The organism is Mesorhizobium sp. M1004, from assembly GCF_040318795.1.
Lineage (GTDB): Bacteria > Pseudomonadota > Alphaproteobacteria > Rhizobiales > Rhizobiaceae > Mesorhizobium.
On sequence record NZ_JAMYNB010000004.1, the window covers coordinates 89,154 to 114,158 of the forward strand.

The following is a 25,005-nucleotide window of genomic DNA, read 5'->3' on the forward strand; positions in this document are numbered from 1 at the left end:
CTGTTCGCTTAAACGCTCTAAGTATTTGTTTTTGCGGAATTCCGGACGGAAAACCGCTACTCACTTTTCCTGGAATTGCTCTAATACGGCAGTGGTTTTCGGGCAAGCCGGCGTTGGCGAATTATCAATGCCTAAAATGCTATGTTTCCCTGCAAGCCGGCATCAATCCACTCGGGTTAAGGCTACTTGGGTTAGGGCTGGCGGCTTGTTGGGCAAGGGGACGGTTTCGATGTCGATGCGTGTGCTTGGAGCGCTTGGTTTCACCCTGGCGGCGATGACCGGTGGGGCGCACGCCTCGTCGATCGTCTTTCTCGGCGTCTCGACCTCGACGCCATCGGTCATCAAGGTTGGCGGATCCGAACCGGTCAGGACCGCCTCGACGCCATCGATCGTCGCGCTCGGCGATGCCCAGCCCGATGTGACTTATGAAAAGGTCGCGGCGATCCCCGAAAAGCCTAGGCAGGATCCGATGATCATTCGCGGCGGCATCGTCGGCGGCGCCTTCGCCGCGCCGGCTCCGGCCAGGGCGAGCGCCGCGGCGCCGGCAACTGAGCCGACGGCAGAGACCGCACCAGCCGGAACTGCAACGGCATCGAACGGCAAGCCCGAGTCGCAACCGGCAGCGCCGCAGCCGGCAACAACACCGCAGCAGCCGATCGAGGGCGTCGGCAAAGCCGAGTAGGCCATTCAGCCAAAACAGTCGGCCAAGACAGTCGGCCGATCCATGCCGCTTGACGCCAATCGACAGCCCGGCGCACGATCGGCTTGGCGGCGGCGGCCCCAATTTCGCCAATCGGTTTTGGCATGAGCGCGCCGGGTTGTAGGAGAGCGAGGGGTTATCATGAACATGACGAAATCTTTGATTATTGCCGGCCTGTTGCTGGCGTCACCTATAGGTGTCGGCGGCGCGCAGGCCGGTGACGAGCTAGGGTCCTACGTCGCGCGCATTTCCGATCGCGACCACCATGCCAGCGACGGCTATGAGCTGAGCAGCGCAGCACAGATGGTGCGGCAGGACCGTGCCAACTGGCACAAGTTCCACCGGCGCGACGCCGACGACCAGGGCGATGACTGGTTCCGCAGCAACGATGATCGCGCGTATCTGGAACGCATGCTGAAGCGCAGTGGCGCGATGAGCTCCTCGACACGGAACGCCATCGTCAATGGCGAGCCGCTGATCCAGGTCGACGTCTATTCAGACAGCGTGCATGTCAGCATTTTGGAGGACTGACGGAGTCAGCCTCGGGAGGACTGAAAACAAGACGGGCGGCGTGTGAACGCCGCCCGTGTTCGGGCTTGTCCGTCCCTTAGCTAGCCAGCTATTCTGGAGAAATCAGCCACCTGGTCGGTGGCCGTGCGGATGCGGGCGAGCAATGCCAGACGGTTGGCGCGCACGGCCTGGTCCTCATCATTCACGAGAACACGTTCAAAGAATGAATCAACCGGTTCGCGCAGCACGCTAAGCGCCAGCATGGCGGCGGAAAAGTCTTCGTTTTGAATCGCTTCGCCGGCTTCTCTCTCCGCCTGATTCACCGCTGCAAACAGCGATTTCTCGGCCTCCTCGCGAAACAGCGCCGGCTCAACAGTCTCGGCGACGAGCGTTTTCTTCTTCTCCTCGGCAGCCAGAATGTTGGCCGCCCGCTTGGCGCCGGCGAGCAGGTTCTTGCCGTCCTCGGTGTCGAGGAAGGACCCCAGAGCTTCGACGCGACGCACGATCTGCAGGAGGTCGTCCGAGTGCGATTGGCCGATCTCCCCCCTTGTGGGGGAGATGCCCGGCAGGGCAGAGGGGGGCGCGCCAGAATGAGAGGTCGGCGGGACAGCGCCCCCCTTTGTCGGCTTCGCCGCCCCCAAAAGGGGGGAGATTGGCGCGCTTCCACCACCTGCCAGCACGGCGTCAATGAGATCATGCCGAGCGCCCTGGTCGCGGAGATAGACTTTCAGGCGGTCGTGGAAGAAGGCGAGGAGGTCGGGCCCAAATGCCCGTCCAGCCTTAGACGCGAGATAACTCGCCGTTTGATAGGCACTATCGAAGAGCGATGTCAGCGGCAGTGAGATCCCATTCTCGATCAGGATTCTCACCACGCCCAGTGCGGCCCTTCTCAGCGCGTAAGGGTCCTTCGACCCCGTCGGCTTTTCATCAATGACCCAGAAGCCGACCAGCGTATCGATTTTGTCGGCCAGCGCGACGGCAATCGACACCGGATTGGTCGGCACGCTATCTGACGGACCTTGCGGTTTGTAGTGCTCCTCGATCGCCGCAGCCACGGACGGATGCTCACCCTGCAGCAGCGCGTATTTGCGGCCCATTGCGCCTTGCAGTTCCGGAAACTCGCCCACTGCTTCTGTCGTGAGATCAGCCTTGGCCAGCACGGCGGCGCGAGCGGCGAGCGCGGTAATCTCCCCCCTTGAGGGGGAGATGTCGCCGAAGGCGACAGAGGGGGTCGTCTCGCGTGGAGTGCCAACTCCCTCTTTCTTCGAGAGACCGGACGGCGTCGCGGCAGCCGAAGCGACCCCCTCTGGCCTGCCGGCCATCTCCCCCTCAAGGGGGGAGATCGACTGCGCCACTGTTGGCGCCAGCTCCTGCGCCAGCCGCTTGATCCGCTCCACCCGATCGCCTTGCGTACCGAGCTTGGCGTGAAAGGTGACATTGAGATGGTCGAGGCGGGCCATGCGCTGGTCGAGCGGCTTTTTCAGATCGAGCCCGAATTTCTTCGCCGACGCCTCGAGCTGCTCCAGATCCGGCAGATCGCCCTGGTCGGTCTTCCAGAAATACAGCGCGTCCGACAGGCGGGCACGCACCACCTTGCCGTTGCCGTGCGCGACCTCCTTGCCGCCGTCCTTGGCCTCGATGTTGGCGGTGAGGATGAAGCGGTTGGAGAGGTTTTCGCCGTCGCCCTGCGGCCGGGTGACAAAGCATTTCTGATTGGCGCGGATGGTCAGCCGGACCACTTCTGGCGGTATGGCAAGAAAGGCCTGCTCGAATTCGCCCATCAGCACCACCGGCCATTCGACCAGGCCCGACACTTCTTCCAACAACCCTTCGTCCTCGACCAGATCGAGCCCGTTGGCGAAGGCAAGGTTGCGGGCGTCGGCAAGGATGATCTCCTTGCGGCGGTCGCCATCGAGCACGACCTTGGCCGCTTCCAGCTTGGTCACGTAATCGTCGAAGCGGCGCACGGTGATTTCTCCCGGCGCCATGAAACGATGGCCGTAGGTGATATTGCCCGAGCGGATGCCATCGATCTCGAAATCGACCACCACCGGCTCCTCGGTCTCCGGGCCGAAGGTGCACAGAATCGTCTGCAGCGGCCGCACCCAGCGTAGCGAACCGGGCTTGGCTGAAGCCGGCCCCCAGCGCATCGATGTCGGCCAGGGGAAGCCGCGAATGATGGCCGGCACCAGTTCGGCGATGATTTCTTCCGCCGCCCTGCCCGGCTTCGAAATATGGGCGACGTAGAAATCGCCCTTCTTCGGATCGGAATGAACATGCGCCTCGGCAACCGAGGCAAGGCCTGCCTTGCGCAGAAAACCCTGCACCGCCTGTTCCGGCGCCGTCGTCGACGGCCCCTTGATCTCCTCGTGGATATCCTTCGAGCGCGCGGTCAGGCCCCTGACATCGAGCGCCAGGCGCCGCGGCGTCCAGTATTCGCGCGCGGCGTCATAGGTCAGACCCGCCTCGACCAGACCGTCGGTCAGCATCTTCCTGAGATCGCCCGCCGCCTTGCGCTGCATACGGGCGGGGATTTCCTCGGAGCGGAGTTCCAGCAACAAATCCGGCATCAGAGTTTCTCCACCCGCATGCCTTCTCCCTGATTGCGCGTCCTCGCGCCTCCGGCGCTGCGGTTGCGCGGCCGGGCGGGGATTTCCTCGGAGCGAAGTTCTAGCAAAAGATCAGGCATCAGAGTTTCTCCACCCGCATGCCTTCTGATTGCGCGTCCTCGCGCCTCCGGCGCTGCGGTTGCGCGGCCGGGCGGGGATTTCCTCGGAGCGAAGTTCTAGAAGCAGATCAGGCATAGTTAGGCTCCCACCCTCCCCTCGATGGGGAGGGTCGGCGCGTAGCGCCGGGGTGGGGTGGCGACCTCTCAGCCGCCGATACCTTCGGCACCATCGCGCAAACGCAGGTGTGATTTTCGTTCTTCCACCGCCGCATAGATCGTATCGAGCACGGAATCCAGTTCGTTTTTGATTTCATGGTTCCAGAAGCGGATGACTCGATAACCCTGGCTCTCAAACCATTTCGTTCGACGTTCGTCATGGTGCTGTTGGTCATCGAAGCTGTGATGGACACCGTCCACCTCAATGATCAGCTTCAGCCGGTGGGAGGTGAAATCAGGGAAGTAAACGCCTACCGACGCCTGCCTGCGAAAATGAGTGCCTTCTACTGGAATGCGCCACAGATGCCGCCACAGGATGCGTTCCTCGTCGGTCATCGCCGCGCGAAGCCTTTGCGCAGACTGCAGCTTGAATCGATCGAGTTTTGGCATGGAACGTCGCGCTGTCACCCCCACCCGCCGCTTCGCGGCGACCTCCCCCATCTAGGGGGAGGCAAGAGGGCATAGCAACTCGGCTGACCGCTGTTTCCAGAAATTTTGACCGCCCCTGTCGGGCCGCAACCAGCCCGCCCGTCCTTTGATCAAAGATTTCCATGAACCAAACGCAGCGCTGAAGCGACGAACGCTCAGGCAGGGAACTTATTGGCTGAACGACCATGAAAACGGCATCGAGACTTCTGCAGATCATCGCGCTCAGCGCCTGTTTGACCGCGCAGGCCCATGGCGCCTTCGCGATGCCGGGCGTACGGCAGGCTTTGCGGACCATGGCCGGATCGACTGGCCCGATGTTGGCCCCAATCAACATGTCCCCCGAAATGATGAAGTGAGCCTCAGGCGGCGAGGCCGCCGGCCTGGGTTTGGAGGAACGCCTCGCCGCAGGCCTTCGCCAGATTGCGCACCCGCAGGATGTAGCTCTGCCGCTCGGTCACCGAAATCACGCCGCGCGCGTCGAGCAGATTGAAGACGTGGCTGGCCTTGATGCACTGGTCATAGGCCGGGAAGACCATGCGGTGCATCGGCAGATTGTCGTTCGAAGCCGGGGCGCCGGCCGCGAGCAGCGCCTTGCATTCGGCTTCGGCGTCCTCGAAATGCCTGAGCAGCATGGCGGTGTTGGCATATTCGAAATTGTGCCTGGAATATTCCTGCTCGGCCTGCAGGAAGACATCGCCATAGGTGACTTTTTCGGCGCCTTCTCGGCCATTGAAGTTGAGGTCGTAGACATTGTCGACGCCCTGCACATACATGGCCAGCCGCTCCAGGCCGTAGGTCAGTTCTCCCGCCACCGGCGCGCATTCGATGCCGCAGACCTGCTGGAAATAGGTGAACTGCGACACTTCCATGCCGTCGCACCAGCACTCCCAGCCGAGCCCCCAGGCGCCAAGCGTCGGGCTTGCCCAGTCGTCCTCGACGAAGCGAATGTCGTGCAGCAACGGATCGACGCCGATCGCCTTGAGCGAGCCGAGATAGAGTTCCTGCAGGTTCGGCGGGTTGGGCTTCAGGATCACCTGGTACTGGTAATAATGCTGCAGCCGGTTGGGGTTTTCGCCGTAGCGGCCGTCCTTGGGCCGGCGCGAGGGCTGGACGTAGGCGGCGTTCCAGCCCTTGGGCCCGAGCGCGCGCAGCGTGGTGGCCGGATGGAAGGTGCCGGCGCCGACTTCCATGTCGTAAGGCTGCAGGATGACGCAGCCATAGGCGGCCCAGTAATTGTGCAGGGTCAGGATCAGCCCCTGGAACGAGCGGCTGGGATGCATATGGGCTGGACTGTCTGACGTCACGGCGGCCTCGGAAAGCGCTGAAATGATGCCATTCCCTAGTTGCCGGGCCGGTAGGCGTCAAGGCAGCGCCTATCGCCGCCTTGATGAGAGGTTGAACGCTTTGCTTCGGACTGGCCCATTGCCGGACGGTGCCGGTGGCCGTTTGCTCGCCCAGCTTCAACGACAAAGGTTCAGCCATGCAAGGCCAGTTCACCGTACGCCCCGTCACCCGAGAGGATTACGAGCAATGGCTGCCGCTGTGGGACGGCTACAATGCGTTTTACGGCCGCTCGGGCGAGACCGCCCTGCCCGGTGACATCACTGCAATGACATGGTCGCGCTTCTTCGATGCCTATGAGCCGATGCATGCGCTGGTCGCGGAGAGCGAAGGCAAGCTTCTCGGTCTTGTCCATTATCTCTACCACCGCACCACGACGGCGATTTCGCCGAACTGCTATCTGCAGGACCTCTTCACCAATGAGGCGTCGCGCGGCAAGGGCGTCGGCCGGGCACTGATCGAAGACGTCTATACCAGGGCGCAAACCGCAGGCTCCAGCCGCGTCTACTGGCTGACACACGAAACCAACCACACGGCGATGAAGCTCTATAACAAGATCGGCGATCTCTCGGGGTTCGTCGTCTACCGAAAGCTGTTCTAATGCATGTCGCCCAGAAGTGTGCCGCGGCTCTGGGACAACGACATGCATCAAAACAAAGACTTAAAGCGCGTCGTATGAATCCGTTTCAGCGCGACGCGCTCTAGAATGAGCGCCAACGCTGGAGATTGGCTGAAAGCCTTCCCGACTTCGTCATTCCAGGGCGAAGCAGCCGCCAAGCGGCGTCGCGCAGACCTGGAATCCATTCCGTGACCTTGATCGAAGAACGAAGCGGAGCAGAATTCTGCACCCTCGCAACGCCTTAAGGTCACGGCATGGCTTCTATGGTCTGCGCCGCGTCGCTTCGCTCCTTGCTCCTTGCTCCGCCACGGAATGACGATCGCGATAGGGCGTCTCTATCTCTTTGTTTCTGTCGCAATTCCGAACGGAAAACCGCGCACACTTTCCTGGAATTGCTCTAAGATGCCAAGCCGAAAAAACGGGGCTCAGCGAGCCCCGTTTCATCAGAAGTATGGCCCGATCACCCCTTCGGCGCTGGCGGGGTGGCCGGCTTGACCTTCGGGGTTTCCTGCGCCGTGTTGGATTCGATCGGCGGCAGGCCCTTCATCAGCTTCTGCTGCAAAATGGCAAGCACATCGGGATCCGGCTTCAGGTCGCGCGCCTGATTCCACTGGAAAGTGGCTTCGAGCTTGCGGCCGACGCGCCAATAGGCATCGCCGAGATGGTCGTTGAGCACCGGATCTTCCGGCTTGAGCGACACGGCGCGCTCCATTTCGCGCACGGCGTCGTCGAACCGGCCCATGCGGAAATAGGCCCAGCCCAGCGAATCGACGATGTAGCCGTCGCTCGGCCTGAGGTCGACGGCCTTCTGGATCATCGCCAGGCCTTCCTTGAGGTTCATGTTCATGTCGACCCAGGAATAGCCGAGATAGTTCAGTACCTGCGGCTGGTCGGGGAACAGTTCCAGCGCCTTGAGGAAGTTCGGTTCGGCCTTGGGCCATTCCTTCAGCCGCTCATAGGCGATGCCGCGCTGATAGTAGATGTTCCAGTTGGCATTGGTCGGCGTCTTCAGCACCGCGACCGCCTTGTCGTAGAGAGTGGCGGCGGAGCGGAAATCCTCCTTCGAGGCATAGACCCCGCCCAGCGCCAGATAGGCGCGCATGTCATCGGGGTGAGCTTCGACGAATGCCTTGAGATGGGCGATCGCCTCGTCGTGACGGTTGAGATCGGCAAGGTTGAGGCCGAGCTGCAGGTCGGAAAGCTCCTTCAGCGGCGAGGAGGCTGGAATGCGGCTATAGAGCGCAATGGCGCCTTCGCCGTCCTTCAGCTGCTCCGCAACGGCCGCAAGCTGCACCAAAGCGGCGTCGCTGTCGGGCTTGAGCGCGAGCGCATATTGCAGATAGAGGCGCACGAACGGCTCGCCGCCGCCGCGATTGAGCGCGATGGCGAGGTCGAGCAGGATTTCAGCGGCGCCTTCGGAGGGACTGGCGACGAAGGGCTCGATCTTGTCGCCCTTGCTGATCCTGTCGCGAAGCGCCTGGATGTCGAGCTTGCCGGGCGCGAACGCCTCGGCCTTGTCGAGCACGTAGAGCGCCTTGTTCTTGTTTCCCTTGCGCGCCAGGAAAGACGCGTAGGCCTGGGCGTTGCGCATCCATGTCTCGGGCGCGGCACCGCCGGCCGTGACGTCGGTCAGGGTCGCGTCATAAAGCGCGTCGGCCTTGTCCGATAGGCCTGCGGCATCGGCGATCAGCGCGCGGTGGAAGGACTTGAACAGGCCGAACCAGTCAGGCCCCTGCAGTTTGTCGATCGAGGCCATCGCCCCGGTGGGGTCGCCGGCGCCCTCTTGTGCCCAGCCGGACATGACGCCGGAAATCAGCCGGTCGAGATCGGATTCGAGCGACAGCTTGAGCCAGTACTGCGCCTTGGTGAAATCCTTCTTGTGGAAGGAATCGACCGCCAGAGCCAGACGCGAGAAGCGCTCGACGTCGGGAACTGCCTTGAGCTTGTCGGCATAGACCAGCGATTCCTCGAAGCGGCCTTGCGCGATCAGCGACAGCATCAGGCTTTGCTGCAGCGAGGTGTCGCCGGGATTGAAGGCGAGCGCCTGCTTGTAATAAGCGATGGCATTGTCGAGGTCGTTGTCGCCTTCGGCGATGCGGGCGGCGAGATAGGCGCCCGAGAAGGAGGTGATCTTGACCGGGTCGGTCGATTCCTTGGCGTAGGCAGGCAGCGGAGAAATCGCCATCCCTGCCACAATTGCCAGCCCCGCGAGCCAGCGCGCACGTCCTTGCCGCATCGTATCCCTTTCAGCCAAGCGCCATCCCGCGTCGGCGCGGAGAAGCCATAGACTCGATGTTTCCTGACAAAGCATGGCCTTTTTGGGGTCAGGCTTCAATCCGGGCCGAATTCACAATCGGGTCACCCGATTAACAAACCATGGCGACGCAGACACTGTCAGTTCCGACAATAGCAGATCGGGGTTGGGAGCTACAGCCTGACATCGCGATATCCGCCTGCCGCTATCGTGCTGCACAGGCCGGCCCACTCGCAACCCTGGCAGGCCTCACGCGTCACGCCGGCTGAAAAGGCCGCGCGCAAGGCGGCAAGCGTTGCCGCGTCGAGGCTGAAGCGGACGCCGGCCCGGATCGGCCGGGTCAGCAGCTTGCCGACATCGCGTGCTGCCAGCTCGTCCCGGCCTGCGGCGCTTTCGCGCAAGCAGTGGGGCTCGGCCTCGCCGAGCAGCGGCCGACAGATGTCGTCGGGGCCGGAGACGATCAGAATATCCTCGCCCCGGCCCAGACGTTTCGCGATCACGTCATAATTGGCGACGAAGGCTGCGCTGTACCCTTCGCCGATATAGGTTAGCAGGCAAAGCAGATGGTGGGAGCGCAGCCGGACGGTCATCGGTCAGGACGCGCCAGCGGAGCCTGTTCCATCCCGATGGTATCGGGATGGGGCTCCATCTTTTTGTTTGAGCATGATCTCTTCCGAAAACCGGACTCATTTTTCGGGATCATGCTCCTGCCGGGTCCGCCTTACCGGAAAACAGCTTGAGCGTCGCGGCGCCGAGCGCCGATTTCAGCAGGCCGCCGACGAGGAACGGCAGGAAACCGAAGGCGATGGCCTGTTCGAGGCCGATCATGACGGCGAGCCAGGCCGTTCCGAGAACCAGGCAGGCGAGGTTGCCGAGGACCATGCCGGCGAAGGCGAGCAGCACGCGGTTGCCGTTCCAGCCGCGCTCGGCCAGCCAGCCGACAAGCGCGCTGACGAGCGGGAAGGCGAAGAGATAACCGCCCGTTGCCCCGACGAAATACGACGCGCCCGCTGCCCCTCCGGACAGGACAGGAAAGCCCACGGCGCCCTCGGCGAGCCAGGCGATGATGGTCATGGCGCCAAGCCGCCAGCCATAAAGTGCGCCGACCAGCGTCACGGCGAAGGTCTGCATGGTGACCGGCACCGGCACCATCGGCACCTCGATCTGGGACAACAGCGCCAGAAACAGCGTACCGAGGACGACGGCCGCGGCCTGCCAGCTATGCGAGCGGGTTTGCAGGCGCAACGGGCTGAAGGACGGCTTGGACGGCGAAAAGGCGATGTCGGTCATGGTTGCTTCCTAGCTGGTTTGAAATTATAGATAATTTTGTTGTTCGATCTATTATCGAATCCATATTTGCGCGGGAATGGCAACCCTCACCCCTAAAAAGGCTTGGGCTTGCGTGTCGAATAAAGGACATTTGGAAAGGCTGGCGGGACAGCACCCCCCTCTGGCTTGCCGGCCATCTCCCCCGCAAGTGGGGAGATCGGATGTCGCCTCTGCTTTCGCCAATGGCCGACGTTGCAGGACTAACGCAACGGCAAAGCTGTTGATCTCCCCCCTTGCGGGGGAGATGTCCGGCAGGACAGAGGGGGGTGTGAAGGATCGCTACGCGCGGAAACCGACGACTGTCCCTTCGTCCCTACCCGACGATGGCAAACGCTTCGCGCATCTTGCCCGACGCGGTCTTGACCGGTTTCTGGCCGATCCACTGCACGTGCCGGCCAAGCGTGGCCGCGGCCGATTCGGTGTTGCCTTGCCGCAGCGCGCTTAGGATCGCGCGATGATCCTGGTCGGTGCGGATTTCCCATTCCGAACGCCAGGCGGCGAACAGGAAGCGGGCGCTTGCGGCGTGCAAATCGTCGATGGTGGCGATGAGCCGCGGCATGCCGCAGGGCGCCAGGATCAGCCGGTGGAAGGTGCGGTTGGCCTCCTCCCAAGAGCGGACATCGCGGGATTTGTCGCCGGCCTTTGTGGCTTCTTCGGCAAGATTGAGAATGGAAGCCGTCAGATGCGGCGCGGCATGGCGCAGCGCCAACACTTCGAGCGCTGCCCGCATTTCGGCGACTTCCCTTACCTCGCCGAGATCGAAAGCGGCGACGCGCACGCCCCGCCTGGGCTCACTGACCGCCAGCCCTTGCGCCTCCAGGCGCCGGAAGGCCTCGCGCACCGGGACATGGCTGGTCTGGAATTCCTCGGCGATGTGATCCTGCCGCAGCCGGGCTCCCGGTTCGATCGCACCCGATATGATGCGATCCGCCAGCACCTTGCTGATGCGCACGGCGATAGTGTCGTCTGCGGTCTTTGCCATGTTTTATAGATAATTTGCGCCGCAACCGATTGTCGAGCGGTGATTGCCCGATTTTGCGTGCAAACTTGCTTTGGCGCCAGGCGCGGGTCAGTTCACCCGGCTGATGCAGAAGTCGATGACGTCGATCAGCGCCGATTTCTGCGGCGTCGCTTCCAGCGGCGCCAGCGCGTCACGGGCGATCTCGCCGAAATGGCGGGCGCGGCCGATGGTGTCGGCAATGGCGCCATGGCGGGTCATCAGGCCGATTGCCTTTTCCAGTCCGGCATCGTCGGTGACATTGTCCTCGATGGCGCGCTTCCAGAAGGTGCGCTCGGCCTTGGTGCCGCGCCGGTAGGCGAGGATGACCGGCAGCGTAACCTTGCCTTCGCGGAAATCGTCGCCGACATTCTTGCCCAGCTCCTGGCTGGAGCCGCCATAATCCAGCGCATCGTCGATGAGCTGGAAGGCAAGGCCGAGATTCATGCCGTAGGAGCGCAATGCGGCGCGATCGTTGCGCGTCGCCGATGCGATGACCGGACCGACCTCGGCGGCAGCCGAGAACAGCGCCGCGGTCTTGGCCTTGATGACGGCGAAATGCTCGTCCTCGGTGGTATCCAGGTTCTTGGCGGCCGCCAGCTGCATCACCTCGCCCTCGGCGATGATCGAGGCGGCGCTGGACAGGATGTCGAGCGCTTCCAGCGAACCGACATCGACCATCATGCGAAAAGCCTGGCCGAGCAGGAAATCGCCGACCAGCACGCTCGCCTGGTTGCCCCAGATCATGCGGGCAGTCTTTTTGCCGCGCCGCATGCCGCTCTCGTCGACGACGTCGTCGTGGAGCAGCGTGGCGGTGTGCATGAACTCGACCGCGGTGGCGAGCTTGACGTGGCCCTCGCCGGAATAGCCGAACATCTGGGCCGCCGCGAGCGTCAGCATGGGACGCAGCCTTTTGCCGCCGGACGAGATCAGATGATTGGCGACCTCCGGGATCATCTCGACGTCGGAGCCGGCCTTGGACAGGATCAGTTTGTTGACGCGCCCCATATCGGCTGCTGTCAGGTCGATGAGATCCTTGATGGAGGCGGGTTCCCGCTTCCCGTTTTCGATGTTGAGAACGACACCCACCAACAAACACTCCCGTCTTTGATCACGCGTGCGACGGCACCCTGGTCCCGCCTGGGACTCTAGGGCGGCACATACGGGCACGGCAAGAGGCGAATTGGCGCGGCTGCGGTGACGGCGTGTCAACCTTAGCGACCGCATGCCGTTTCCCGAAAACCGCTCCACACTTTCGGCGCCATGCTCCAGCGTTTACATCAACGCTGCAACCTGCGAACTTCGTCCGATGATAGAACTCGTGCGCACCAACGATGCCGTGATCATCTCCTTTGTCGAATCGCTGATGCGCGATGCCGGGATTGCCTGCTTCGTCGCCGACCAGAACATGAGCATTCTCGAAGGGTCGATCGGTCTTTTGCAGAAGCGCGTGATGGTCGATGCCGACCAGGCCGATCAGGCGCGGCGCATCTTGAAAGACGCCGGCATCGAGAACGAAATCCGCCAGACATAATGGCTGAAGCGAGCGCGCTTACCAGCGATACGCCGGCCCATACGGTCGATGCCTTCCATCGCGGCCGCTTCTGGCTGGTCCAGCCCAGGACAGGGCATCGCGCCGGGATGGATGCCATGATGCTGGCGGCAGCAGTTTCATCCGGCTTTTCTGGACGCCTCGCCGATTTCGGCGCCGGCGCCGGTGCGGCGGGTCTCGCCGTGCTGTCGCGCTGCCCAGAGGCGCAGGTCGTGCTCGTCGAACGGTCGACCGAGATGGCAAGCTTCGCCACAACCACGCTCGCCCATCCCGGCAATGCGCATCTCGGCAATCGCGCCTCGGTGCTGACCGCCGACGTCACGCTGTCGGGCCGGGCGCGGACGCAAGCCGGCCTTGCCGACAATTCCTTCGATTTCGTCATCATGAACCCGCCCTTCAACGCGGCGCAAGACCGCGCCACGCCCGATCCGCTGCGGCGGCAAGCGCATGTGATGGAACAGGGGCTGTTCGAAAGCTGGATCCGGAGTGCGGCTGCCGTCGCCAAACCGCGCGGGGGCCTGGCCGTCATTGCGCGGCCGGAACAGCTTGGCGACCTCCTCCATGCGCTGTCGGGCCGCTTCGGCGACGCCGAGATGCTGGCCGTCCATCCGCGCCCGGAAGCAGCCGCAATCCGCATTGTCGTCAGGGCAGCGCTCGGCGCGCGCGGCAAGCTGTCGATCCGCCAGCCTTTGATGCTGCATGGGCAAACGGGCGACGGCCCGTCGGAACGCACCGAGATGATCAACAACGGACTGGCGTCGCTGTTTGGTGATTGATTTTGGGCCCGTCAGTGTCGTTGCCGCAAAACCGGCACACAGTTGGCTGAGATGGATTGCAGCATTGCCGTTGACCGGCAAATCCCTACATGCGTTGAAGCCATTTGGAGACAGCCACCTCGTGAAACGCCTTTTCAACCGCCTGCTGCCGAAATCCTGGCGATCCAGCGTCGTCACCATTCCCGTCATCAGGCTGCATGGCACCATCATGGCCGGCGGCGGCCCGTTCCGGCCGAGCCTCTCCTTGGCGTCCACCGCCGCCCTCATCGAAAAGGCGTTCCTGTTCGATGCGCCCGCCGTCGCCATTTCGATCAATTCGCCTGGCGGCTCGCCGGTGCAGTCGCGGCTGATCTTCAAGCGCATCCGCGACCTCGCGGTCGAGAAGAACAAGAAGGTGCTGGTCTTCGTCGAGGATGTGGCGGCCTCGGGCGGCTACATGATCGCGGTCGCCGGCGACGAGATCTTTGCCGATCCGTCCTCCATCGTCGGTTCGATTGGTGTCGTCTCGGCCTCGTTCGGCTTTCCCGAACTGATGAAGAAGATCGGTGTCGAGCGCCGTGTCCACACCGCCGGCCAGAACAAGGCGGTGCTCGACCCGTTCAAGCCGGAGAAGAGGGAAGACGTCGAGCGCCTGAAGGCGCTGCAGCTGGAAGTGCACGAGACCTTCATCGACCTGGTCAGGGAACGCCGTGGCACCAAGCTGAAGGACGATCCGGACCTGTTCACCGGCCTGTTCTGGACCGGCAAGAAAGGGCTGGAGCTTGGCCTCGTCGATGCGTTGAGCGACATGCGCACGGTACTGAAAACCCGCTTCGGCGCGAAAACCCAGCTCAGGCTGGTCACCGCGCCGCGTGGCCTGTTTGGCCGCATCGGCCTGTTCGGCTCGAACTTTTCAGCGCCCGATATTGCCGCCGCCGCCGCAAGCGGCGTGATCGATGCGGCGGAAGAGCGCGCATTGTGGGCTCGCTTCGGGCTTTGAAAAAGCAGGGAAAGAGTCTAGCATGAGGGCTTGACAGTCTGCCTTGCCGCCTTGCGAGGGAGGAGCTTTGAAATGCCACAGATCATTTTCTTCGCAGTTGTCGGCGCAGCCGCTTATTTCGGCTACCGCACCTTCGTCCGCGAGGCCGAACGTGTGACCGCCAAGGTGCGGCGCACCGAAAAGCAGGCAGCCAACGGCACCAACGGCACGCTGGTCCAGGATCCTAAGACCGGCGAATACCGCCTGGCCAAGGACTGAGCATCATCCCGTCAGCAGCCGACAGTTTGGATGCCGCAGCCCGGACGTGGCTTGCGCCCGCCAAGATAAATCTGGCGCTGCACGTCACCGGCAAGCGCGCCGACGGCTACCATCTGCTCGAGAGCCTGGTCGTTTTCACCCGCTTCGGCGACAGGGTCGAGATCGAGCCTGCCGACGCCGACCGGTTCTCCGTATCGGGCCGTTACGCGACTTCCGTGCCGATCGACGACAGCAATCTGGTGGTGAAGGCGCGCGAGGCGCTGCGCAGGCAGGCCGGCCAGCAGAGCACGCCGCCGGTTGCCATCCGGCTGGAAAAGAACCTGCCGATCGCATCCGGCGTCGGCGGCGGCTCGAGCGACGCGGCGGCGGTATTGCAGGGTCTTGTCCGGACCTGGGGGCTCGACATCGGCGAGGCCGAACTGAGCCGGATCGGTCTCACGCTCGGCGCCGACGTGCCGATGTGTCTTGCGGCAAAACCGCTGGTTGCGCGTGGCGTCGGCGACGAGCTGTCGCTGGTGCCGGATTTTCCGGCGCTCGCTTTGGTGCTGGTCAATCCCGGCGTCGCCGTCTCGACGCCTGATGTGTTCAACGCACTTGAGAAACGCGAGAATGATGGACTGCCGCCGCTGCCGCGCGCATTTGACTTCCACAGCGTCCGCAATTGGCTGGAGATCACCCGCAACGATCTCGAACCGGCGGCGCAGGCGATCCAGCCGCCCATCGGCCGAGCGCTTTCCCTGCTGAACAGGGCCGGATCTGGATTCTCGCGCATGTCGGGCTCCGGCGCGACATGCTTCGGACTGTTCGAGACCGGCAATGTCGCCAAGCGCGCCGCCGCCGAGATCCGCAGTCGCGAACCGGAGTGGTTTGTCGCCGCGACACGAAGCATCGCTTCGGAGGGTGCCGATGGCCAAAATTGACGAGAGCCGCCCGTTCATCCCGGTGCGCATCGCGGTGCTGACGGTGTCCGATACGCGCAGCCTTGCCGACGACAAATCAGGGCGGACGCTGGCCGATCGCATCGTCGAGGCCGGCCATGTCCTGGCCGCGCGCGACATCGTCACGGATGACCGGGAGAAAATCCGCGACAAAGTGCTGGGCTGGTCGCGCGACAAGGAGATCGACGTCGTCATCACCACCGGCGGCACCGGTTTTACCGGCCGCGACGTGACGCCGGAGGCGCTGGAGCCGATCTTCGAGAAGCGCATGGATGGCTTTTCCGAAGTGTTCCACCGCATTTCCTACGACAAGATCGGCACCTCGACAGTGCAGAGCCGAGCGACGGGCGGCGTCGTCAACGCCACCTTCGTCTTCGTGCTGCCGGGCTCGCCCGGCGCCTGCAAGGACGCCTGGGACGGCATCCTGAAACCGCAGCTCGACTACCGCCACATGCCCTGCAACTTCGTCGAGATCATGCCGCGCCTGGACGAGCATTTGCGGCGCGGCAAGGCCGCCTCGTAAACCAAGGCAAAGTGCCGGCCAAGTGCTGCCTTTGTCAGGCAGAATGGCGGCTGCGCCTTCGAGAGGTCATTTCCTCCGGGTCGTCGGGCGGATAGTCTGTCGCCAAGTCAAGACGGAAGAGATCCAATGAGCGCGCACCGCGGCGGCTGCCATTGCGGCAACATCCACCTGACCTTCGAAACCGGAATTGAGCCGTCCGAGATGGAGATCCGCGCCTGCCAATGCGCCTTCTGCGTCCGGCATGGCTCACGCGCCGCCGCCGATCCGCAGGGGCGATTGATCGTCGCGGTCGAGGACGAGGCCCGGCTGCACCGATACCGGTTCGGATTGCGCACCGCCGATTATCTCATCTGCCGGGACTGCGGCGTCTATGTCGCTGCTGTGACCACCGACGGCGAACCGAGAGCGATCGTCATCGTCAATGCGCTGGATGACCGGCCGCGGTTCAACCGCGAGCCGGTCCCAATGGACTATGATGCCGAGAACAAAGAGGGTCGCATTGCCCGGCGGCAAGCGCGCTGGATGCCGGTCGAGATCCGCTCCGGCGTCAGCGGATGACCGGCTCGCCGTGGAAGCGGCGGCGCGAGGGCGGCGAGACGCCGAAGCCGACCTCCATCATCAGCCGTGGCGTGGTGGACGGCACGGTGCCCATGTGGAAGCCGAACGGGTCCTCGACGAAGCCGAGCCCGGCCTCGCCGGTCAGCGTGACCGGGCTGTCCTCGCCATAGACCTTGAGCACGTCTTGCGCCGGATGGCCGACCAGCAGCGTCAGCTGGTGCTTGAGACTGCGCCTGTTGTGGCTGCCTTTGACATAGACATGCGGACCGGTGCCGGCATCGCAGGGTTTCAGATAGAAGAAGAATTTCAGCATCCGCCAGTCGTCGAGATCGAAATGATATTTGCCGAGCGAGGCAAGGTTCTTGTCGGCGTCGGAAGCCTCGCCGGTCGGAAAGCTCCACCAGACACGCGTGGTGATCAGCTTTGCCTGCCCGCCCAGATAGTGCTGGGCGATGTCGAGCAGCAGCGGGTCGTTCTGGATGGCGAGTGCCGCCTTGCAGCCGAGGATGCGCTCGAAATAGTGTCCGCTGAGCAAAGAGCGGCCGAACCGCTTCTCGGCTTCTGCGTGTTCTCCGGGCATGAATTCGAGCCGGCGGTCGAAATTGCCGAAGCACGGCGTGCTCTGAGCAAAGCTGGCGATCTCTTCGTGGATTGCCTGCGGAAGGACCAGTCCGGAGAACAGGCCATCGGTGCGCAGCGCCGCGACGATCGACTTGAGGTCGACGCCCCTGAACATCGTCGCTCCGGCACTCTGCGCGGGGCGCGCGGCTTTGGCGCCAAGCCAGTGCAGCTTGCGCGCCGGCATGGTGCGGGCAAGCACGAACATCGGCAGCCATGCGGGATTTTCGCGCAGGTCGGACAGATAGGTCGGGATACGCACCGCAATGCGGCGGAGCAGGCTGCCGTTGCGGGCAATGGCTTCCAGACTGGGGGCGCCGGATTTGTCAGGGGACGAAAGGTTCATCGGGGTCCTCAGATATGAACGGCAGCAACGACGACGCGGCGCTTGCTTACCGCTCCGGCACTACCCAAACCCCGATATCCCGCATCAACGGAATGCTAATCCCGCGTCAGCTTTTGTGCAATGCACAATAGCTTTTTGCGGCGAAAAAGAGGGATGGTGCTGCGACCGTGCCAATGCGGATGAGACGCCGACGCTGCCCCTCATCCGCCCTTCGGGCACCCTTCTCCCTGGGAACGGGAAAAGGGAGAAAGATCACTTCTTCGGCGCCAGCCAGATTTCGGCGTCGAGCCGCCTGGTGGCGAGACCGCGCGCAAGGGCTTCGGCGCTGTGCGCGTTCTTCGACAGGGCAGCGGCCTGGCGCTTGCTGATGACCAGCCCTTCGGCCAGCGCCCGGTTGCCCGAAAACACCCGTGACAGGAACGGCGTGCGGCTGCCGCGCGCACGGGAAAAGCGCGCCGGCATGGTTTGCCGCGCCGTGTGAGCGACAACGTCGTCGATCCAGCCCTCCGCCAGCCTTGCGCCGGGTTCCAGAAACAGCAGCCAGTCACCCTTCGCCTGCCTGATTCCCGCGGCAATGCCGCCGGCCACGAAGTGGCAGCCGGCATGATCGGCAACCCGATGCGTCTGGTCGGTCGAGCCGGTGTCGCAGACGATGACATCGCGCACCACGCCCTCGACCGCGCCGCCGATCAACGAGGCGAGCGTGCGGGCAAGGCCTTCTTCGTCATCCCGGGTTTCGATGAGAACGCTGAGCATTTTTAGCCGAATAGCGGAAAGCCCGGCGCAGCGCCAGTTTTGCATGGCCCAACGAAAAAGTTCTTGCTTTGTTCTCATCAGCGAAATAGGATTATTTTCATGAACAGAGCGATTCGACAGCCAGCCGACAGTCCTTGGGAAAGGGCCAAAATGGAACATATCGTGCGTGCGGACATTGCTGCTTTCGGAGCAGGGCGAGCCGAGATGGCCAATGCGATGATCGAACAGAGCGGCATGCGCGTCCGTCCGGATCGCAACCGCGGCCGTTCCGCGGGCATCAACCCGTCCGGCCGGTTCGAGCCGGTCAGCCGGGATGTGTTCGACGACGGCTGGAATTCGCTGGAGGAATTGCCGCCGTTCAAGACCGAAGTGCAGGTCGAGAAGCCGCGCACCATCATCACCCGCAACGAATCGCCCGACATTTCCTTCGACCGCTCGATCAACCCCTATCGCGGCTGCGAGCATGGCTGCGTCTATTGTTTCGCCCGGCCGACGCATTCCTTCATGGGCCTGTCGCCGGGGCTGGATTTCGAAGCGAAGCTGTTTGCCAAGCCGGATGCGGCGCGGCTGCTCGACAAGGAACTGTCGAAGGATGGCTATCAGCCGCGCACCATCGCGATCGGCACCAACACCGATCCCTACCAGCCGATCGAGAAACAATACCGGATTATGCGCGAGATCCTCGAAGTGCTGGAGGCGCGCGGCCATCCGGTCGGCATCGTCACCAAATCCCATCTGGTGACGCGCGACATCGACATCTTGTCGCGCATGGCCGAACGGGGCTTGGCCAAGGTGGCGCTGTCGGTGACAACGATGGACCGCATGCTGGCGCGCACCATGGAGCCACGCGCGTCGACGCCGACCAAGCGGCTTGAGGCGATCCGGCAGCTTTCCGATGCCGGCATTCCGGCCTCTGTCATGGTGGCGCCGATCATTCCCGGCCTGACCGACCAGGAGATGGAGCGCATCCTCGATTCGGCACGCGCCGCAGGCGCCCGCGAGGCCGGCTATGTCATCCTGCGCCTGCCGCTCGAGGTGGCGCCGATCTTCAAGGACTGGCTGCTGCGCCATTATCCCGACCGCTATCGGCACGTGATGTCGCTGATCCGTTCGATGCGCGACGGCAAGGACTATGATTCGGAATGGGGCAAGCGGATGAAAGGCGCCGGCCCCTATGCCTGGCAGATCGGCCGGCGCTTCGAGATCACGGCCAAGCGGCTCGGCCTCAACGCCGAGCGGCGCACGCTCCGAACCGACCAGTTTGTCGCCGCCGCCAAGGCGACCGAGCAGCTGATGCTGCTCTGAGAGTAGCGCCTGCCCTGCCCTCGTGGCTGTCAGGCGACCCAAGAATCCCGTCCGGCCTGTCCCCCGGCCTGCAGACGGTGCCCTCCCGGTCTTGCCCCACTCGACCTTGGAGGGACTTGCGGAGAATCGGAGCCGATGCGAACCTCGCCGCAACATGGCTCGCGCACGTTCCGATTCTCCGCTTCTTTTCGAAATCGTCGAAAAGCCCGACTTCTCCTTCGAGACGAAGGCGATGGCGGAAGGCCTGTGGCCGGTGGCAGGCATGGACGAGGCCGGCCGCGGTCCGCTGGCCGGGCCGGTGGTGGCGGCGGCCGTGATCCTCGATCCCGCCAACATTCCCGACGGGCTCGACGATTCCAAACGGCTCAACCATTTGCAGCGCGAGGCGCTGTTCCTGAAAATCCTGGGGTCAGCGCTCGGCGTGTCGATGGCCTCGGTCAGCGCCGAAGGCATTGACGGCAGCAACATCCTCAAGGCCAGCCTGGAAGCCATGCGCCGCGCCCTTGCCGGCCTGCCGATCCAGGCGAAGCTGGCGCTGGCCGATGGCCGCGATGTGCCGCCGGGCCTCCTCTGCGAAGGCCGCGCGCTGATCAAGGGCGACCAGCGCTCGCAATCGATCGCCGCCGCCTCGATCGTCGCCAAGGTGATGCGCGACCGCATGATGTGCGGCTGCGGCAGCCATCACGAGCGCTACGGGTTCGAGGTCCATATGGGCTACGCCACCGTGCGGCACCGCACCGCGATCGAAGCGCATGGGCCGGTGGCAAGGCTGCACCGGGCATCATTCGCGCCGTTCAGGCTGGGTGGGGTTGAGGTGGTGGAAGAAGAAGGGTTTGTCGGGTTGGACAGCTAATCTCCCCCCTTGAGGGGGAGATGGCCGGCAGGCCAGAGGGGGTCGCGCGCGTGAAGTGCTAGCCCTTCTTGGTCGCAGAAAGAGCGTCGCGCCTGGTCGAACGGACCCCCTCTGTCGCCTTTGGCGACATCCCCCCCTCGAGGGCCCTCGAGGGGGAGATCAGGCGCACCACCGCCTTCGCCAATCTCCGTCGCCGCTCAACAAAAAAGCCGCCAGGTTGCCCGGGCGGCTTGATGTCAGCGAGTTAACCCCGCTCAGTTCAGCCTGGCCTTCACGTCCTGCAGCGCGGACTTGAACAGGTCGGCGCCGGCCTTGGCGTCGATCTTGCCGGCAAGCAGCGTGCGGGCCGCCTCGACGGCGATGTCGACGGCGCTGGCGCGCACTTCGGCGACGGCTTCGCGCTCGGCCTGGCCGATCTTCTGCTCGGCAAGCGCAGTGCGACGGGTGACATAGTCTTCGGTCTTCTTGTGCGCCTCGGCGGCAAGCATGTCGGCCTCGCGCTTGGCGGCAGCGACGATGGCTGCGGCCTCCTGCTCGGCTTCCTTGCGCTTCTTCTGGTATTGGCCGAGCAGTTGCTGGGCCTCTTCGCGCAACCGGCGGGCTTCCGCAAGCTCGTCGCTGATCTTGGTCGCACGGGCGTCGAGCGACTTGGCGATCAGGCCTGGCACCTTGATGTAAACGGCAACGCCGAGGAAAATGACGAGGGCAACCGTTGCCCAAAGCGTTGCGAGAGATGTGGCGTCCATGATGTGCTCCTCACCGGGCCACGGATTTGACCGCAGCCGAGATCTCGGCCTTGCTCGTCTTGCCGCCGACAAGCGCATCGACGATGGCTGAAGCGGTGTCCTCGGCAATCATGCCGACTTCCTTCATGGCGTTGGCCTTGATGGAAGCAATGCTGGCCTCGGCCTCGCCGAGCTTCTTGTCGAGGGCGGCCTCGACCTTCTTGCGGGCAGCCTCGGCTTCAGCCTTGGCAGCGTCGTTGGCCTGCTGGCCGATCGCGTTGGCCTTGGCCTTGGCTTCCGCCAGTTCCTGCTCGTAAGCGGCAACGGCGGCGTCGGCCTCGCCCTTCAGCTTGGCGGCCTGGTCGAGGTCCTGCGTGATGCGATCGCTGCGGACGTCGATGATGCCGCCAAGGCGCGGCATCACCACCTTCTTCAGGAACAAATAGAACAGCCCGAACGTGATCGCCAGCCACAGAAGCTGGGACGGAAACGTCGCCGGATCGAATGGCGGGAACGTGCCGTGCGCCTCGGCAGGCACGCCGGTGCCGGAATGCGTGTCGCCTTCCGTACCGGTGTGGGCGCCTTCAGCGGCGGGTGCGGACTCTTGCGCAAACGCAGATGTCACGAACATGGACTATCCCCTCATATCAGGCATGGCCGCAGGAATGCGGCCAGCCAATTCTTCCCAATGCTCGTCCGACCGATAATTGGCCGAACAGGGGCTCAGCCGAACAGGGCGAGAAGCGCGATGAGAAGCGAGAAAATGCCCAGAGCTTCGGTCACGGCGAAGCCGAAAATCAGGCGGCCGAACTGGCCATCGGCGGCCGACGGATTGCGCAGGGCGCCCGCCAGGTAGCTGCCGAAGATGTTGCCGAGGCCAATGCCCGCGCCGCCCATGCCCAGGCAAGCGATACCGGCGCCGATGTACTTTGCTGCTTCTGCGTCCATTTTGAACTCCTTTGGATCTGTAATTCCGTTGCAATTCCATCCGGCGAAAGATGCCGGAAATTCTAAGGTCAGTGCCCGGGATGCAGGGCGTCGTTCAGATACATGCAGGTCAGCACCGCAAAGACGTAGGCCTGCAGGAAAGCGACCAGCAATTCCAGCGCGGTCAGCGCGACTGCCATGGCCAGCGGCAACACCGAACCGGCAACGCCGACGGCGCCGAGCGCGCTCAGGCTGACGACGAAGCCCGAAAACACCTTCAGGGTGATGTGGCCGGCCAGCATGTTGGCGAACAGACGAACCGAGAGGCTGACCGGGCGCGACACGAAGGAGATCACCTCGATCAGCACCACCAGCGGTAACAGGAACACCGGAACGCCGTGCGGCACGAAGAGCTTGAGGAAGCCCAGACCGTGCTTCGTGAAGCCGTAGACAACGACGGTTCCGATCACCAGGGCTGCGAGGCCGAAGGTGACGATGATGTGGCTGGTGACGGTGAAGAAGTAAGGGAAAAGGCCAAGCAGGTTGGCGACCAGCACGAACATGAACAGCGAGAACACGAAGGGGAAGAACTTCATGCCCTGCGTTCCGGCGGCGTCGCGCAGCATGTTGGAGACGAACTCATAGCCCATTTCCGAAACCGACTGCAGGCGCCCGGGAACAAGGCTGCGGCTGGAGGTCGAGAGGTACAGAAACGCCGATGCGACGAGCACGGTCGCGACCATGAACAGAGCCGAATTGGTGAAGGACAGGTCATAGCCGCCGATATTGATCGGAATCAGCTTGACGATATGGAACTGGTGGATCGGATCGACCTTGTCAGCAGCCATTTACATCCCCGTCAAAACCGCGAGCGGCCTTAAGTGTCCTTGTGCGCCATTGGCGGCGCGCCATTTCATTCTTTCGGATCGTGCGACTTCTCGCTTTTTCCGAATTCCGCCACAACACCTGACGAACGCAGGACATTGAGCACGCCGGCGCCAAAGCCCAGCAACAAGCCGACGACCAGACCCCATGGCGAGGTTCCCGCCACGCGATCCAGAAACCAGCCAAGGCCCACACCCACCACTATCCCGGCGATGAACTCGCTGGACAGCTTGAGCGCCTGGCCATATCCGGCCGTCGCCTTCGCGCCGTCATTCCCCTCGAGCTGATCCGGCCGTCTTGTCGCAAGCGATGCTCCAAGCTCACGCCGGCGGCGTTCGAGATCTTCGTCGCGGATGTCGGCCTCGTGCTTGCTGCCGCGGCCGGTTTCTCCGGTTCCGTCTGGCCCGTTCTTGTCGGCCATCGTAACCCCCCTGCCCGGTCAGACCGTCACCGTCCGTCCGCTTCTAAAGTCGCCGGCAACATAGTTAGAGGGTTTGCGCCCGTCAAGCCACGGGCGGGACTTCAAAGCCATGTATTTTTTCTATTGGAATCAATCACTTGGCGAGGTGCGACATCGTGCCCGGCACTATCGGGTCGGCACATGCCCCGAATCCGTCCGGCGACCGTTGTCCGATTTCGGCTTCCAGGGCCTTTGCGGTTCGTTTGCGACAGGCAAGCCGAAGGGCTCAGCTCCAGCCGCCGCCATAGGTGCGGTAGAAGATATGCAGGCCGATCTTGGTCATCTTCTGCATCGTGCGCGCCCAGCCCGGATGGACGTAGTTGGCGTAGTAGTGGGTCGATGAGCCGACTTCGGGAATGAATATCTTGCCGGCGGTGACCGCCATCGCGACGTCCTGCGCGGTCTTGTAATGGGCGGGGCTCTCGATGCGCTTCTTGCGGCCGTCGCAGGCGAAGGAGAACTGGCAGCGGTTCAGCCAGTTGTCGTTCTGGTAGACGACGCCGCAAATCGAGTTCGGATAGGCCGGATTGCGGACGCGGTTGAGAATGACCTGCGCGACGGCGGCCTGGCCGCGCACGGATTCGCCGCGCGCCTCGAAATAGATGCCGTTGGCGAGGCAGGCCTGCTCCTTCGTGGAGAAGACGCTGGCCGGCAGCGGGTTCTGGATCCACGAGTGGTCACCCTTGGCCATCGGCGGAATGAAGCGCCCGCTGCTCGGCTCCTCGTCCTGCAGCAGCGCTTCGAAGGGTGAGGCCTTGGCGTAATCGGGTTCGGCCTGGGCATAGGCGGTGGCCAGCACGTCCGGTCTGTCATTGTTGACCAACGCGGCAAGCATGGCCGGCACGCCGGGATCGGGCTTCTTGTCCACATTGGTATGGAAGGCCTGGGCGATCTGGATTTCCTTGCCCTTGATGCCGGGCTTGGCGAAGGCGAGCTTCAGGCCGCTGTCCATGCTCGGCCGCAGCAGCGAGGACGTGCGCTGAAAGATTGAGCCGGCATTGAAGTTCTTCGGCGGCGCCACCGGCGAGACCTGGATGATGCGGCCCTTCTTGTCGGCGCGCATGATGCGGTCCTCGTCGGGCGTGATGCCGGCGACATTGCCCTTGCCGCGAAACGAGACCTTGCCGACGCCGGGCAGGCGCACGCCCGAGCCCGAGAGCGAACCGGTGGTGACGGAATCGATGAAAGGCATTTCGGCGGCATGAACCGAGCCGGCGACGGAGCGCTCGACATAAGAGTTCCAGCGGGTGCCCGAAGCTTCGAGGCCGGAAATCAAGCTGCCCATGTCCTGGTAGGCGACGACAGTTGGAAAGCCGATCCAGATGCCGAGCCCGATGACCAATGGCGATACGAAGGAACGTTTTTTCTCACCGGCGGCGGCGGCCAGCCGCTTCAGGACACGTCGATGCACGGGGAACTCTCCAGAAACGCCACTGAGCCACTGGAGAGACAAAGTGAAGCATTAACCTTGATGCGGGGTTAA

Annotated in this window: 29 protein-coding genes; 13 read left to right on the forward strand and 16 right to left on the reverse strand. The window is 63.4% G+C overall.

What is annotated here, in order from left to right; translation table 11 throughout:
• Nucleotides 1-229 precede the first annotated feature (229 nt).
• Together NKH54_RS09755 and NKH54_RS09760 are read left to right on the forward strand one after the other, a co-directional pair.
• Nucleotides 230-682, forward strand: a complete 453-nt coding sequence (locus NKH54_RS09755; RefSeq protein ID WP_023684360.1) for a hypothetical protein — start codon at nucleotides 230-232, stop codon at nucleotides 680-682.
• Nucleotides 683-841: 159 nt separating this feature from the next.
• On the forward strand, nucleotides 842-1,231 hold the full coding sequence (locus tag NKH54_RS09760) for a hypothetical protein (RefSeq protein ID WP_023684361.1): 390 nt from the start codon (nucleotides 842-844) through the stop codon (nucleotides 1,229-1,231).
• Between the two features lie 80 nt (nucleotides 1,232-1,311).
• Here NKH54_RS09760 and glyS read toward each other — a convergent pair whose 3' ends face one another.
• Together glyS and NKH54_RS09770 are read right to left on the reverse strand one after the other, a co-directional pair.
• On the reverse strand, nucleotides 1,312-3,780 hold the full coding sequence (gene glyS / locus NKH54_RS09765; protein ID WP_353028120.1) for a glycine--tRNA ligase subunit beta: 2,469 nt from the start codon (nucleotides 3,778-3,780) through the stop codon (nucleotides 1,312-1,314).
• 302 nt (nucleotides 3,781-4,082) lie between these two features.
• A complete protein-coding gene (locus NKH54_RS09770) occupies nucleotides 4,083-4,484 on the reverse strand; it encodes an endonuclease domain-containing protein (protein ID WP_023732115.1) in 402 nt (133 codons plus the stop codon).
• 224 nt (nucleotides 4,485-4,708) lie between these two features.
• On the opposite strand from NKH54_RS09770, the gene NKH54_RS09775 reads away from it, so the two are divergent.
• The gene (locus NKH54_RS09775; protein ID WP_352500447.1) at nucleotides 4,709-4,879 is read left to right on the forward strand and encodes a hypothetical protein; all 171 of its coding nucleotides are present in this window, start codon (nucleotides 4,709-4,711) and stop codon (nucleotides 4,877-4,879) included.
• Between the two features lie 3 nt (nucleotides 4,880-4,882).
• Here NKH54_RS09775 and NKH54_RS09780 read toward each other — a convergent pair whose 3' ends face one another.
• Complete coding sequence (locus NKH54_RS09780) at nucleotides 4,883-5,827, reverse strand: glycine--tRNA ligase subunit alpha (RefSeq protein WP_023687115.1); 945 nt, start codon at nucleotides 5,825-5,827, stop codon at nucleotides 4,883-4,885.
• Nucleotides 5,828-6,003: 176 nt separating this feature from the next.
• Here NKH54_RS09780 and NKH54_RS09785 point away from each other — a divergent pair, with 176 nt between their 5' ends.
• On the forward strand, nucleotides 6,004-6,465 hold the full coding sequence (locus NKH54_RS09785) for a GNAT family N-acetyltransferase (protein WP_352514476.1): 462 nt from the start codon (nucleotides 6,004-6,006) through the stop codon (nucleotides 6,463-6,465).
• Nucleotides 6,466-6,943: 478 nt separating this feature from the next.
• Here NKH54_RS09785 and NKH54_RS09790 read toward each other — a convergent pair whose 3' ends face one another.
• The 5 genes from NKH54_RS09790 to NKH54_RS09810 all read right to left on the reverse strand — a co-directional run bounded on the left by NKH54_RS09790 (nucleotide 6,944) and on the right by NKH54_RS09810 (nucleotide 12,152).
• Complete coding sequence (locus tag NKH54_RS09790) at nucleotides 6,944-8,719, reverse strand: tetratricopeptide repeat protein (protein ID WP_023709651.1); 1,776 nt, start codon at nucleotides 8,717-8,719, stop codon at nucleotides 6,944-6,946.
• A gap of 191 nt (nucleotides 8,720-8,910) precedes the next feature.
• Entirely contained in the window at nucleotides 8,911-9,327 is a 417-nt protein-coding gene (locus NKH54_RS09795; protein WP_023740684.1) for a DUF1284 domain-containing protein, read from the reverse strand.
• A 109-nt stretch (nucleotides 9,328-9,436) separates the two neighbouring features.
• Entirely contained in the window at nucleotides 9,437-10,027 is a 591-nt protein-coding gene (locus NKH54_RS09800) for a biotin transporter BioY (RefSeq protein ID WP_023740683.1), read from the reverse strand.
• Between the two features lie 352 nt (nucleotides 10,028-10,379).
• Nucleotides 10,380-11,048 (reverse strand): GntR family transcriptional regulator, encoded by a 669-nt coding sequence (locus NKH54_RS09805; RefSeq protein ID WP_023687112.1) that lies wholly within the window; start codon nucleotides 11,046-11,048, stop codon nucleotides 10,380-10,382.
• Between the two features lie 87 nt (nucleotides 11,049-11,135).
• Nucleotides 11,136-12,152 carry a polyprenyl synthetase family protein gene (locus tag NKH54_RS09810; RefSeq protein ID WP_023668471.1) on the reverse strand — a complete coding sequence of 339 codons (1,017 nt, stop codon included), beginning with the start codon at nucleotides 12,150-12,152 and terminating at the stop codon, nucleotides 11,136-11,138.
• A 220-nt stretch (nucleotides 12,153-12,372) separates the two neighbouring features.
• On the opposite strand from NKH54_RS09810, the gene NKH54_RS09815 reads away from it, so the two are divergent.
• The 7 genes from NKH54_RS09815 to NKH54_RS09845 all read left to right on the forward strand — a co-directional run bounded on the left by NKH54_RS09815 (nucleotide 12,373) and on the right by NKH54_RS09845 (nucleotide 16,647).
• The gene (locus tag NKH54_RS09815) at nucleotides 12,373-12,597 is read left to right on the forward strand and encodes a putative signal transducing protein (protein ID WP_023692106.1); all 225 of its coding nucleotides are present in this window, start codon (nucleotides 12,373-12,375) and stop codon (nucleotides 12,595-12,597) included.
• The gene (locus NKH54_RS09820) at nucleotides 12,597-13,391 is read left to right on the forward strand and encodes a tRNA1(Val) (adenine(37)-N6)-methyltransferase (protein ID WP_353028121.1); all 795 of its coding nucleotides are present in this window, start codon (nucleotides 12,597-12,599) and stop codon (nucleotides 13,389-13,391) included. Before NKH54_RS09815 ends, NKH54_RS09820 begins: the two co-directional genes overlap by 1 nt.
• Before the next feature lie 121 nt (nucleotides 13,392-13,512).
• Nucleotides 13,513-14,370: a S49 family peptidase gene (locus NKH54_RS09825; RefSeq protein ID WP_023668474.1), complete on the forward strand. Its 858-nt coding sequence runs from the start codon at nucleotides 13,513-13,515 to the stop codon at nucleotides 14,368-14,370.
• A gap of 72 nt (nucleotides 14,371-14,442) precedes the next feature.
• Nucleotides 14,443-14,628 (forward strand): membrane protein, encoded by a 186-nt coding sequence (locus tag NKH54_RS09830; protein WP_023668475.1) that lies wholly within the window; start codon nucleotides 14,443-14,445, stop codon nucleotides 14,626-14,628.
• Between the two features lie 26 nt (nucleotides 14,629-14,654).
• The gene (locus NKH54_RS09835; RefSeq protein WP_353028122.1) at nucleotides 14,655-15,548 is read left to right on the forward strand and encodes a 4-(cytidine 5'-diphospho)-2-C-methyl-D-erythritol kinase; all 894 of its coding nucleotides are present in this window, start codon (nucleotides 14,655-14,657) and stop codon (nucleotides 15,546-15,548) included.
• A complete protein-coding gene (moaB, locus tag NKH54_RS09840; RefSeq protein WP_353028123.1) occupies nucleotides 15,535-16,089 on the forward strand; it encodes a molybdenum cofactor biosynthesis protein B in 555 nt (184 codons plus the stop codon). Before NKH54_RS09835 ends, moaB begins: the two co-directional genes overlap by 14 nt.
• 126 nt (nucleotides 16,090-16,215) lie before the next feature.
• Entirely contained in the window at nucleotides 16,216-16,647 is a 432-nt protein-coding gene (locus NKH54_RS09845; protein WP_352658811.1) for a GFA family protein, read from the forward strand.
• On the opposite strand, the gene NKH54_RS09850 is transcribed toward NKH54_RS09845, so the two are convergent.
• Both NKH54_RS09850 and NKH54_RS09855 read right to left on the reverse strand, forming a co-directional pair.
• A complete protein-coding gene (locus NKH54_RS09850) occupies nucleotides 16,637-17,611 on the reverse strand; it encodes a hypothetical protein (RefSeq protein ID WP_023823457.1) in 975 nt (324 codons plus the stop codon). The genes NKH54_RS09845 and NKH54_RS09850 overlap by 11 nt on opposite strands.
• 252 nt (nucleotides 17,612-17,863) lie before the next feature.
• A complete protein-coding gene (locus NKH54_RS09855; RefSeq protein ID WP_023684377.1) occupies nucleotides 17,864-18,367 on the reverse strand; it encodes a glycosyltransferase in 504 nt (167 codons plus the stop codon).
• 150 nt (nucleotides 18,368-18,517) lie between these two features.
• On the opposite strand from NKH54_RS09855, the gene NKH54_RS09860 reads away from it, so the two are divergent.
• On the forward strand, nucleotides 18,518-19,672 hold the full coding sequence (locus tag NKH54_RS09860) for a PA0069 family radical SAM protein (protein WP_023754078.1): 1,155 nt from the start codon (nucleotides 18,518-18,520) through the stop codon (nucleotides 19,670-19,672).
• A gap of 154 nt (nucleotides 19,673-19,826) precedes the next feature.
• Nucleotides 19,827-20,525, forward strand: a complete 699-nt coding sequence (gene rnhB, locus NKH54_RS09865; protein WP_023726390.1) for a ribonuclease HII — start codon at nucleotides 19,827-19,829, stop codon at nucleotides 20,523-20,525.
• Nucleotides 20,526-20,779: 254 nt separating this feature from the next.
• On the opposite strand, the gene NKH54_RS09870 is transcribed toward rnhB, so the two are convergent.
• The 6 genes from NKH54_RS09870 to NKH54_RS09895 all read right to left on the reverse strand — a co-directional run bounded on the left by NKH54_RS09870 (nucleotide 20,780) and on the right by NKH54_RS09895 (nucleotide 24,933).
• Nucleotides 20,780-21,271 carry a F0F1 ATP synthase subunit B gene (locus tag NKH54_RS09870; RefSeq protein WP_023668483.1) on the reverse strand — a complete coding sequence of 164 codons (492 nt, stop codon included), beginning with the start codon at nucleotides 21,269-21,271 and terminating at the stop codon, nucleotides 20,780-20,782.
• A 10-nt stretch (nucleotides 21,272-21,281) separates the two neighbouring features.
• Nucleotides 21,282-21,881: a F0F1 ATP synthase subunit B gene (locus NKH54_RS09875; RefSeq protein ID WP_352512927.1), complete on the reverse strand. Its 600-nt coding sequence runs from the start codon at nucleotides 21,879-21,881 to the stop codon at nucleotides 21,282-21,284.
• A 92-nt stretch (nucleotides 21,882-21,973) separates the two neighbouring features.
• The gene (locus NKH54_RS09880) at nucleotides 21,974-22,198 is read right to left on the reverse strand and encodes a F0F1 ATP synthase subunit C (protein WP_006206606.1); all 225 of its coding nucleotides are present in this window, start codon (nucleotides 22,196-22,198) and stop codon (nucleotides 21,974-21,976) included.
• Between the two features lie 68 nt (nucleotides 22,199-22,266).
• Nucleotides 22,267-23,025 carry a F0F1 ATP synthase subunit A gene (locus tag NKH54_RS09885; protein WP_023745505.1) on the reverse strand — a complete coding sequence of 253 codons (759 nt, stop codon included), beginning with the start codon at nucleotides 23,023-23,025 and terminating at the stop codon, nucleotides 22,267-22,269.
• Nucleotides 23,026-23,090: 65 nt separating this feature from the next.
• Entirely contained in the window at nucleotides 23,091-23,483 is a 393-nt protein-coding gene (locus NKH54_RS09890; protein WP_023668486.1) for an AtpZ/AtpI family protein, read from the reverse strand.
• Between the two features lie 265 nt (nucleotides 23,484-23,748).
• Nucleotides 23,749-24,933 (reverse strand): cell wall hydrolase, encoded by a 1,185-nt coding sequence (locus tag NKH54_RS09895; RefSeq protein ID WP_023668487.1) that lies wholly within the window; start codon nucleotides 24,931-24,933, stop codon nucleotides 23,749-23,751.
• Nucleotides 24,934-25,005 lie beyond the last annotated feature (72 nt).

Bases quoted from the DNA above. Each gene is read 5' to 3' on its own strand.
- NKH54_RS09755 (WP_023684360.1), top strand. From the start codon at position 230: ATGTCGATGCGTGTGCTTGGAGCGCTTGGTTTCACCCTGGCGGCGATG.
- NKH54_RS09760 (WP_023684361.1), top strand. From the start codon at position 842: ATGAACATGACGAAATCTTTGATTATTGCCGGCCTGTTGCTGGCGTCA.
- glyS (WP_353028120.1), bottom strand. From the start codon at position 3,780: ATGCCGGATTTGTTGCTGGAACTCCGCTCCGAGGAAATCCCCGCCCGT.
- NKH54_RS09770 (WP_023732115.1), bottom strand. From the start codon at position 4,484: ATGCCAAAACTCGATCGATTCAAGCTGCAGTCTGCGCAAAGGCTTCGC.
- NKH54_RS09775 (WP_352500447.1), top strand. From the start codon at position 4,709: ATGAAAACGGCATCGAGACTTCTGCAGATCATCGCGCTCAGCGCCTGT.
- NKH54_RS09785 (WP_352514476.1), top strand. From the start codon at position 6,004: ATGCAAGGCCAGTTCACCGTACGCCCCGTCACCCGAGAGGATTACGAG.
- NKH54_RS09790 (WP_023709651.1), bottom strand. From the start codon at position 8,719: ATGCGGCAAGGACGTGCGCGCTGGCTCGCGGGGCTGGCAATTGTGGCA.
- NKH54_RS09795 (WP_023740684.1), bottom strand. From the start codon at position 9,327: ATGACCGTCCGGCTGCGCTCCCACCATCTGCTTTGCCTGCTAACCTAT.
- NKH54_RS09800 (WP_023740683.1), bottom strand. From the start codon at position 10,027: ATGACCGACATCGCCTTTTCGCCGTCCAAGCCGTCCTTCAGCCCGTTG.
- NKH54_RS09805 (WP_023687112.1), bottom strand. From the start codon at position 11,048: ATGGCAAAGACCGCAGACGACACTATCGCCGTGCGCATCAGCAAGGTG.
- NKH54_RS09815 (WP_023692106.1), top strand. From the start codon at position 12,373: ATGATAGAACTCGTGCGCACCAACGATGCCGTGATCATCTCCTTTGTC.
- NKH54_RS09820 (WP_353028121.1), top strand. From the start codon at position 12,597: ATGGCTGAAGCGAGCGCGCTTACCAGCGATACGCCGGCCCATACGGTC.
- NKH54_RS09830 (WP_023668475.1), top strand. From the start codon at position 14,443: ATGCCACAGATCATTTTCTTCGCAGTTGTCGGCGCAGCCGCTTATTTC.
- moaB (WP_353028123.1), top strand. From the start codon at position 15,535: ATGGCCAAAATTGACGAGAGCCGCCCGTTCATCCCGGTGCGCATCGCG.
- NKH54_RS09845 (WP_352658811.1), top strand. From the start codon at position 16,216: ATGAGCGCGCACCGCGGCGGCTGCCATTGCGGCAACATCCACCTGACC.
- NKH54_RS09850 (WP_023823457.1), bottom strand. From the start codon at position 17,611: ATGAACCTTTCGTCCCCTGACAAATCCGGCGCCCCCAGTCTGGAAGCC.
- NKH54_RS09855 (WP_023684377.1), bottom strand. From the start codon at position 18,367: ATGCTCAGCGTTCTCATCGAAACCCGGGATGACGAAGAAGGCCTTGCC.
- NKH54_RS09860 (WP_023754078.1), top strand. From the start codon at position 18,518: ATGGAACATATCGTGCGTGCGGACATTGCTGCTTTCGGAGCAGGGCGA.
- rnhB (WP_023726390.1), top strand. From the start codon at position 19,827: ATGGCTCGCGCACGTTCCGATTCTCCGCTTCTTTTCGAAATCGTCGAA.
- NKH54_RS09870 (WP_023668483.1), bottom strand. From the start codon at position 21,271: ATGGACGCCACATCTCTCGCAACGCTTTGGGCAACGGTTGCCCTCGTC.
- NKH54_RS09875 (WP_352512927.1), bottom strand. From the start codon at position 21,881: ATGTTCGTGACATCTGCGTTTGCGCAAGAGTCCGCACCCGCCGCTGAA.
- NKH54_RS09880 (WP_006206606.1), bottom strand. From the start codon at position 22,198: ATGGACGCAGAAGCAGCAAAGTACATCGGCGCCGGTATCGCTTGCCTG.
- NKH54_RS09885 (WP_023745505.1), bottom strand. From the start codon at position 23,025: ATGGCTGCTGACAAGGTCGATCCGATCCACCAGTTCCATATCGTCAAG.
- NKH54_RS09890 (WP_023668486.1), bottom strand. From the start codon at position 23,483: ATGGCCGACAAGAACGGGCCAGACGGAACCGGAGAAACCGGCCGCGGC.